Raw genomic sequence first — 9,615 nt, forward strand, 5'->3', positions numbered from 1 at the left:
AACTCGGCATCGAACCCCGCCGCGTCCGCCAGGAAACCGCCCGACCGCGTGTACGACGTCCCGGGATGATCAGCGTCCGGATGGAACAACCCCTCGACATCCCACCCGCGATCACCCGGGAACCCCCCGATCGCGTCCACTCCACCCGACACCAGGCGCCACAACTCCTCGGGGGAGTCGACCCCGCCCGGCAGCCGGCACCCCATGCCCACGATCACCACCGGATCGGCCCCGGCACCCACCGACACCGACGGCACCACCGGCACCACGCCCTTGCCCGCACCGAGGATCTCGCTCAGCAGGTGCTCGGCGAGTTGCCGCGGGGTGGGGTGGTCGAAGGTGACGGTCGCGGGCAGCCGCAGGCCGGTGGCGGTGTTGAGCCGGTTGCGCAGTTCGACGGAGGTCAGGGAATCGAAGCCGAGGTCCTTGAACGGCTGCCGGTCCCGTACGGCCCCCGGCTCGCGGTGACCGAGTACGGCCGCGGTGTCGGCGGTGACCAGGTCGAGTGCGGCTCGCAGCCGTTCGGCCTCCGGCAGTGCCCGCAGGCGGTCGGCGATCGCGCCGGGCCGCGCCGGGCGCCGGGCCGCCGTGCGGGAGACGAGGCCCTTGAGGGCCGTCGGGGCCGCCGGGGCGCCCGCCAGCACGGACAGGTCGAGGCGTACCGGCAGCAGCGCGGCCCGGTCCGTGGCCAGGGCCGCGTCGAAGAGCGACAGGGCGTGGTCGGTGGCCAGCGGCACGACCCCGGCTCGCGTCAGCCGGTCCTGGTCGGCACCGGTCAGGTGGCCGGTCATGCCGCTGGCCTCGGCCCAGTAGCCCCAGGCCAGCGAGGTCGCCGGCAGTCCGAGGGCGCGCCGGTGCACGGCGAGGGCGTCGAGGAAGGTGTTGGCCGCGGCGTAGTTGGCCTGTCCGGGGCTGCCGAGGGTGCCGGCGGCCGAGGAGAAGAGGACGAAGGCCGTCAGGTCCCGTCTCCGGGTGAGGTCGTGCAGGTTCCACGCCGCCCGCGCCTTGGGCTCCCAGACCGCGGCCAGGCGTTCGGGGGTCAGGGACTCGACCACGGCGTCGTCGAGCACGCCGGCGGCGTGGACGACCGCGGTCAGCGGGTGCTCGGCCGGGATCGCGTCCAGCACGGCCGCCAGCGCCTCCCGGTCGGCCGCGTCGCACGCGGCCACCGTCACCTCCGCGCCCAGCGCGGCCAACTCCTCACGCAACGCCTCCCCGCCACCACGGCGGCTGACCAGCACCAGATGCCGCACACCCCGCTCGGCCACCAGGTGCCGGGCCACAAGGCCGCCCAGCGTCCCCGTACCACCGGTGATCAGCACCGTCCCGGCCGCATCCAGCTCCGCCGGAACCGTGAGGACGATCTTCCCGATGTGGGCCGCCCGGCTCATGAACCGGAACACGTCGACCGCGTCCCGGACCCCGCGGACGTCCAACGGCAGCGGTGCGAACCCGCCGTCCGTGAAGGCCCGCACGACGGCGTCCAGGATCTCGCCGAGCCGCTCCGGCCCCGCGTCGGCGATGTCGAACGCCCGGTAGACGATGCCGGGATGGTCGGCCGCGTCGCGGATGTCGGTCTTGCCCATCTCCACGAACCGGCCGCCGGGCACGAGCAGCCGCAGGGAGGCGTCGACGAACTCGCCGGACAGCGAGTCCAGCACCACGTCCATGCGCGGGAACTTCCACTCGAACTCCAGGGTGCGCGAGGAGGCGATGTGGTCCTCGTCCAGCCCCAGGGCGCGCAGGGTGTGCCACTTGGCCGGGCCGGCGGTGGCGAACACCTCCGCCCCGAGCCGCCGGGCCAGCTGGATCGCCGCCATGCCGACGCCGCCGGTGCCGGCGTGGATCAGCACCCGGTCACCGGCCTTCAACCCGCCCAGGTCGCGCAGGCCGTACCAGGCGGTCAGGAACACCACGGGCACGGACGCGGCCCTGGCGAACGGCCAGTCGTCGGGCATCCGGACCAGCAGCCGCTGGTCGGCGACGGTGACCGGGCCGAAGGCGCCGGGGACCAGGCCCATGACGCGGTCGCCAGGCCGGAACCGGCTGTCCGGGCCGGTTTCGAGGACGACGCCCGCGCCTTCGCCGCCCATCAGGGCCGCGCCGGGGTAGACGCCGAGGGCGATCAGCACGTCCCGGAAGTTGAGTCCGGCCGCCCGCACGGCGATCCGGACCTGCCCGGGCCCCAGCGGCTCCATGAGCTCCGGGCGGGGCACCAGCGCCAGGTCCTCGATGCTGCCGGTGCCCGTGTCCTCCAGCCGCCACGGCCCGTCCGGCGGGGTGAGGCTCGCGCCGACGCGGACCAGGCGGGGGACGCGCAACGCCCCTTGGCGTACCGCCAGTTCCGGCTCGTCGGTGCCGGCGATCAGTGCCGGGTCCCAGGTCGGGTCGGCGTCGACCAGGACGAACCGGTCGGGGTGCTCGGTCCGCGCGCCGCGGACCAGGCCCCAGACCATCGCGTGGTGGAGGCCGACCACGTCACCGGGCGCGGCGGCGACGGCGTTGCGGGTGACGACCGCCAGCCGCGTCCGCTCGCCCGCCAGGTGGTCCCGGATCACGGCGAGGACGCTCCGCGCGCTCGCGTACGCCGCCTCGACGGGGTCCGCCTCGGGCTCCGGCCCGGGCACCTCGTAGACGACCAGGTCCGCGGGGTCGCCGCCCGGCGACGCCGGTTCGACGGGGACCCAGTCGAGTGCGTACAGGCTGTCCGGGACGGCGGTGGCGTCCCGGACGGTCAGCGAGGTGACGACCGCGACCGGGGTGCCGTCCGGATCGGCCACGGCCACCGTGTACGTGTCCGGCCCGGTGGCGGACAGGCGTACGCGCAGCCTCCGGCTGCCCGCGGGCCGGATCGCCACTCCGGTGAACGCGAACGGCAGGCCGGTGCGGTCGGTGAGGAACGCCATGGGGTGCAGGGCGGCGTCGAGCAGCGCGGGGTGCAGGGCGAACAGGCCCTCGGCGGGAAGCTCCACCTCGGCGTAGACGGTGTCGCCGACCCGCCGGGCCGCCGTGACGCCCTGGAACGCCGGCCCGTACTCGTAGCCGAGCGCGGACAGCGAGTCGTAGAGCCCGTCGACGTCGAGGGGCTCACCGGCCGACGGCCAGTCCCAGGCGCTCAGCACCGGCTCCTCGCCCAGGGTCCCGGTGGCGTGCCGCACCCACGCGTCGCCGTCCCGCGAGTACACCGTGAGCGGGTGGCGGCCGTCGTCCTCGGGGCCCACGACGAGCTGGAGGTGCACCGGGGCGTCGTCGAGGACGAGCGCCGTTTCGAGCACCAGCTCCTCGACCGCGCGGCCGAGCCGGCCGGCCGCGTGGGCCGCCATCTCCGCGAACGCGGTGCCGGGCAGGAGGACGGCGCCCCGCACGGCGTGGTCGGCCAGCCACGGGTGGGTGGCGAGCGAGATCCGTCCGCTGAGCACCGCGCCGTCGGGCAGCTCCACGAACGTGCTGAGCAGCGGGTGGTCGCCCGACGCCGTCGGGACGGGCCGCAGCCAGTACGGCCGGCGCTGGAAGGCGTACGTCGGCAGGCCGACGGGCTCGGCGCCGTCCGGGAACCGCCAGTCGACCGGGACGCCGTGGACGTGCAGGCGACCGAGCGACGTGCGGAAGTCGTCCTGGTCGCGCCGGAGCGTGCCGGTGACGAGGAGGTCGGAGCCGTGGTGGTGACCGGTCTCCTCGACGGCGGCGACCAGGACGGGGTGTGGGCTGACCTCGACGACAACGGTGTGGCCGTGGTCGAGCAGCGCACGGGTGGCCCGGTCGAAGAGCACGGGTTCGCGGAGGTTGCGGTACCAGTAGTCGGCGTCGAGGGCGGCGGTGTCGAGCTCCTCGCCGGTCACCGTGGAGTAGAAGGGGACGTCCGCGGTCCTCGGCGCGATCCCGACGAGGTCGGTCAGCAGGTGCTCGCGGATCGCCTCGACCTGCGCCGAGTGGGCGGCGTAGTCGACGGGCAGGCGACGGGCGCGGACGCCGTCGGCCTCGCAGGCGGCCAGCAGTTCGTCCAGCGCGTCCAGATCGCCCGAAACCACCACGGTGTCCGCCGAGTTGACCACCGCCACGGTCAGCCGGCCGTCCCAGCGGGCCACGAACCCGGCGGCCTGCTCGTGCCCGAGGCCCAGGGAGACCATGCCGCCCTGACCCGCCAGCGCGACCAGGGCCTTGCTCCGCAGGGCGACCACCTTGGCGGCGTCCTCCAGGGACAACGCCCCTGCCACGTACGCGGCCGCGATCTCGCCCTGCGAATGCCCGACCACCGCATCGGGCTCCACACCGTGCGCCCGCCACAGCTCCGCCAGCGCCACCATCACCGCGAACAGCGCGGGCTGCACCACGTCCACGCGGTCGAGCGACCCGCCGCCGGTCAGCAGCTCCACCAACGACCAGTCGGTGTACGGCGCCAGCGCCGCATCGCACGCGTCGACCGCCTCCCGGAACACCGGCTCCGACCCGTACAACTCCGCGCCCATGCCCACCCATTGGGCACCCTGCCCCGGGAACACGAACACCGACCGACCCACCGGGCGGACGGTCCCGGTGACCAGACCCGGCGCCGACCGGCCCTCCGCCAGGGCCTCCAACGCCTCCACACCGCTCAGCACCGCACGGTGGTCGAACCGCGACCGCCCCGCCAACGCCCGGCCCACGGCGAGCGCGTCGACCTCCGGCTGCCCGGCCAGGAACGCCGCCAGCCGACGTGCCTGCTCCCGCAGCGCCGCCTCCGACTTGGCCGACAGCACCCACGGCACCACCCCGCCCGCGGACCCCGCCGGAACCCCGGCCGGCTCCTCGGCGGCCGCCTCGATCACCACGTGCGCGTTGGTGCCGCTGATGCCGAACGCCGACACGGCGGCACGGCGGGGACGCCCTGTCTCCGGCCACGGCCGGGCCTCGGTGAGCAGGGAGACCCGGCCCGCCGACCAGTCGACGTGCGAGGTCGGCGCGTCCACGTGGAGGGTCCGCGGCAGTTGCCCGTGCCGCATCGCCATGATCATCTTGATCACACCCGCCACCCCTGCGGCGGCCTGGGTGTGCCCGATGTTGGACTTCACCGACCCCAGCCACAGCGGCTCGTCCCGCCCCTGGCCGTAGGTCGCCAAGAGGGCCTGCGCCTCGATGGGGTCGCCGAGCGTCGTGCCGGTGCCATGGGCCTCCGCCGCGTCCACCTCGGACGCCGCCAACCCGGCACTGGCGAGGGCCTGACGGATCACCCGCTCCTGCGACGGACCGTTCGGCGCCGCGAGCCCGTTGGACGCCCCGTCCTGGTTCACCGCCGAGCCCCGGACGACGGCCAGCACCCGGTGACCGTTCCGGCGGGCGTCCGACAACCGCTCCAGCAGCAGCAGACCGGCGCCCTCGCCCCAGCTGGTGCCGTCGGCCGCCTCGGCGAACGCCTTCACCCGCCCGTCGGCCGCGAGCCCCCGCTGCCGCGAGAACTCGACGAACCCCGCCGGCGTCGCCATCACCGTCACCCCGCCCGCCAGGGCGAGCGAGCACTCCCCCGAGCGCAAGGCCTGCGCCGCCAGGTGGATCGCCACCAGCGAGGACGAGCAGGCGGTGTCCACCGACACCGCCGGACCCTCCAGCCCCAGCAGGTACGACACCCGCCCGGACGTGGCGCTGGTGGCCGTTCCGGTGGCGAGGAAGCCTTCGAGGTCCGGCGGCGGCTGGTTGCCGTAGCCGGAGGACCACAGGCCGGTGAACACGGCCGTGCGGCTGCCGCCGAGCGTGGTCGGGTCGATGCCGGCGGACTCGAAGGTCTCCCAGGCCGTCTCCAGCAGCACCCGCTGCTGCGGGTCCATCGCCAGTGCCTCGCGCGGCGAGATGCCGAAGAACCCGGCGTCGAAGCCGGCGCCGTCGGCGAGGAAGCCGCCCGACCGGCTGTAGGTCGTGCCCGGCCGGTCCGGGTCGGGGTCGTGGACGACGTCCCAACCACGGTCCGGCGGGAACTCGGTGATCGCGTCGGCACCGTCCGAGACGAGCCGCCACAGGCCGTCCGGGGACTCCACCCCGCCCGGGTAGCGGCAGCCCATGCCGATGATCGCGATCGGCTCGCGCGCCGCCTCCTCCAGGTCGGCGAGGCGCCTGCTGAGCACTCCCAGGTCGGCCGTGGCGCGCTTGAGGTACGTGCGGAGCTTCTCTTCGTCGGACATCGCTACTCCTCAGCGTTGCGGGACTCGCCCGAGCGGATGACCTCGGTCCTGCGGTGCGCATCGTCCAGAAGACTGAACAGTTCGTCGTCGCTGGCCTCGTCGACATCGGCCGCGGAGCCGGTGCGCCTGGCGGTCCAGGCCGCGAGCAGTGCTTCGAGGCGGGCCGCGACGGTCTCGTAGTCGGCGTCGGCGGCTGCCGCGTCCAGCGTGGACTTGAGCCGGTCGAGGCCGGCGAGCAGGGGGTCGGGTTCGGTGCCGTGCAACCGGGTGTGCACGAAGGCGGCGAGTCGGGCCGGTGTCGGGTGGTCGAAGACGAGCGTGGCGGGCAGGCGCAGGCCGGTGTCCGCGTCGAGCTGGTTGCGCAGTTCCACGGCGGTGAGCGAGTCGAACCCGAGGTCGGTGAACGCCTGGTCGGGTGCGACCGCCTCCGGTGACGAGTGCCCCAGGACGAGGGCGGCCTGGCCCACGACGAGTCGCAGCACCTCGGCCTGCGTCCACACGCGGTCGGCGGCCTGCCGGCGCCGGGGCCGTACCAGCTCCCGCAGCAGGGCGGGCGGGTCGCCGGCCCGGCGCAGCGCCGGCAGGTCGAACCTGACGGGGGCGAGGGTCGGGGTGCCCGCGGTCAGCGCGGCGTCGAACAGGGCCAGCGCGTCCGTCGTCGGCAGCGGCCGTACGCCGGCCCTGGCCAGGCGGTGCCGGTCGGTGGCGGTCAGCCCCCCGGTCATGCCGCTGGCCTCCGCCCAGTAGCCCCAGGCGAGCGACACGGCCGGCTGTCCCTGGGCGTGCCGGTGTGCGGCGAGGCCGTCCAGGTACGCGTTCGCCGCCGCGTAGTTCGCCTGGCCCGCGCCGCCCAGCACCCCGGCCGCCGACGAGAACAGCACGAACGCCTCCAGGTCCGAGGTCAGTTCGTGGAGGTGCCGCGCCGCGAGGGCCTTCGGCTCCCACACCCGCGCGAACTGCTGCGGGGTGAGGGAGGCCACGACGGTGTCGGCCAGCGTGCCCGCGGCGTGGACCACCGAGCTGACCGGGTGTTCGGCGAGCAGCCGCGCCACCGCCGCGCGGTCGGACACGTCGCACGCCACGAGGTCGGCGGTCGCGCCCAGCGCGGCCAGGTCGGCGGCCAGCGCGGCCGCGCCGGGGGCGTCCGGGCCGCTCCGGCTGACCAGCAGCAGGTGCCGCACGCCGTGCCGGACGACGAGGTGGCGGGCGATCGTGCCGCCCAGGGTGCCGGTGCCGCCGGTGACGAGCACCGTGCCCTCGGGGCCGAGCGGCGAGGGCAGCGGCTCGGTCCGCACCCGTTCGAGGCGGGGGACGTGGACGGCGCCGGCGCGGATCGCGAGCTGGGGTTCGTCGCCGGCCAGCCGGACCCGGTCGCCGTCGTCACCGTCGACCAGCACGAACCGGCCGGGGTGCTCGGCGGCGGCCGACCGGACCAGGCCCCAGACGGCGGCGGCCTGCGGGTCGACGTCCTCGCCCGGCCGGACCGGCACGGCGTTGCGCGTGGCGACCACCAGCCGCGGGGTGTCCGTGGTGAGGAAGTCCTGGATCACCCGCAGGGTCTCGACGGGCGAGGTGGCGTGGTGGACCGGGACGTCCGGTTCGCTGGTCGGCGCTTCCAGGACCGGCCACGCCACCTGGTACGGCACGTCCTGCGTGGTGGCCCCGGCCGGCCGGCGCAGGGTCAACGAGGCGATCTCGGCGACCGGCGCGCCCTCCTGGTCGGCCAGGGCGATCGCGCAGGTGTCCCGGCCGGTCACGGTCAGCCGGACCCTGGCGTGCTCGGCGCCGCTCCACCAGGAGATCCCGGCGAAGGAGAACGGCAGCTTCGCCCGGTCGTCGGCGACGGTCACGATCTGGATCGCGGCGTCGAGCAGGGCGGGGTGCAGGGCGAACCGGGTGTCGCCGGAGGGTACGGCCACCTCCGCGTAGAGGGTGTCGCCGTCGCGCCAGGCCGCGCGCAGGCCTCGGAAGGCCGTGCCGTAGGCGAATCCGGCGTCGGCCAGGGTGTCGTAGAAGGCGTCGAGGTCGACGGCTTCGGCCTGCGGCGGCCACTGCTCTGCCCAGGGTTCCCGGGGTGCGACGGGTACGGCGGGTACGGCGGGTATCGCGCCCAGGGTCCCGGTGGCGTGCCGCACCCACTCGCCGTCCGCGCGCGAGTGGACCGCGATGCTGCGCCGGCCCGCCCGGTCGGGGCCGACGGTGACGGACACCTGCAGGCCGTCCGCGACCACCAGCGGTGTCTCCAGCGTCAGGTCCTCGACCGCCGGGCAGCCGACGTGTTCGCCGGCCCGGAGCGCCAGGTCCACGAACGCCGCGGCGGGCAGCAGGGGCGAGCCCGAGATGACGTGCTCGGTGAGCCACGGCTGCGCGGCGGTGGCGAGTTGTCCCGTCAGCACCACGCCGTTGTCGTCGGGGAGTTCCATGGCGTCCCGCAGCAGCGGGTGGTCGATCCGGCCGTCACCGGTCGGTGCCGGGGTGGTGGGGTGGAGCCAGTAACGCTGGCGCTGGAACGGGTACGAGGGCACGCGCACGTCCGACTCGCCCGACGATGTGGCCGCGGGTGGTGTCCAGCGCGCGGCGCCGTCCGCCCACAGCCGGCCCAGCCCGGCGAACAGCCGGTCCGGAGTGTCACCGCCACGGCGCATCAACCCGTTCGCCACCAGCAGCGGGTGCGGGCCCACCTCCAGGAACCCCGTCACGCCCTGGTCCGTCAGCCACTGCAGCGCGTCGGCGAACCGGACCGGCTCCCGCACCTGGCGCACCCAGTACCCGGGCTCCCCCAGGTCCACCGGCTTTCCCGTCACCGTGGAGACCACCGGGATCACCGGCTCGGCGAACGACAACCCCGCCGCCACCCGGCCCAACTCCTCCAGCACCGGATCCATCCGCGCCGAATGGAACGCGTGGCTGACCGCCAGCCGCTTCACCTGCCGACCGCGGCCGCGCCACACCTCACCGACCGCCAGCACCGCGGCCTCGTCCCCCGACACCACCACCGCGTCAGCGCCGTTGACGGCCGCCACCTCGGCACCCGGCACCAGCGACCCCGTCACCTCCTCCAGCGACGCCTGGAGCGACACCATCGCCCCGCCACCGGGCAACCGCTGCATCAGCCGGCCCCGTGCCCCCACCAGCGCACACGCGTCCGCCAGCGTCAGAACCCCCGCCACATGAGCCGCCGCCACCTCGCCCACGGAATGCCCGACCACGAAGTCCGGCCGCACCCCCAGCCACTCCACCAGCCGGAACAGCGCCACCTCCAGCGCGAACACCGCGCCCTGCGTGAACTCCGTCTCCCCCAGCACCTCGTCCGCGTCCTCGAACAGCACCTCCACCGGCAGGCCCAGCAGCCCGCACACCTCGTCCAGCACCCGGGCGAACACCGGGAACTCCCGGGACAACCCCCGCCCCATCCCCGCCCACTGACCACCCAGAACGGAAAACACCAACCCCCACCAAACCGCCG

The 9,615-nt window shown here is 75.1% G+C and carries 2 protein-coding genes; both read right to left on the reverse strand.

What is annotated here, in order from left to right; all coding sequences use genetic code 11:
- Window positions 1–6,149, reverse strand: a 6,149-nt coding sequence (locus ABZW03_RS30200) for an SDR family NAD(P)-dependent oxidoreductase (protein ID WP_355265157.1), incomplete at its 3' end; no start/stop codon positions are given.
- Window positions 6,150–6,151: 2 nt separating this feature from the next.
- Window positions 6,152–9,595, reverse strand: a complete 3,444-nt coding sequence (locus ABZW03_RS30205) for an SDR family NAD(P)-dependent oxidoreductase (protein WP_355265160.1) — start codon at window positions 9,593–9,595, stop codon at window positions 6,152–6,154.
- Window positions 9,596–9,615 lie beyond the last annotated feature (20 nt).

Source organism: Kitasatospora sp. NPDC004799 (assembly GCF_040609095.1).
In the GTDB taxonomy this organism is placed as follows: Bacteria; Actinomycetota; Actinomycetes; order Streptomycetales; family Streptomycetaceae; genus Kitasatospora.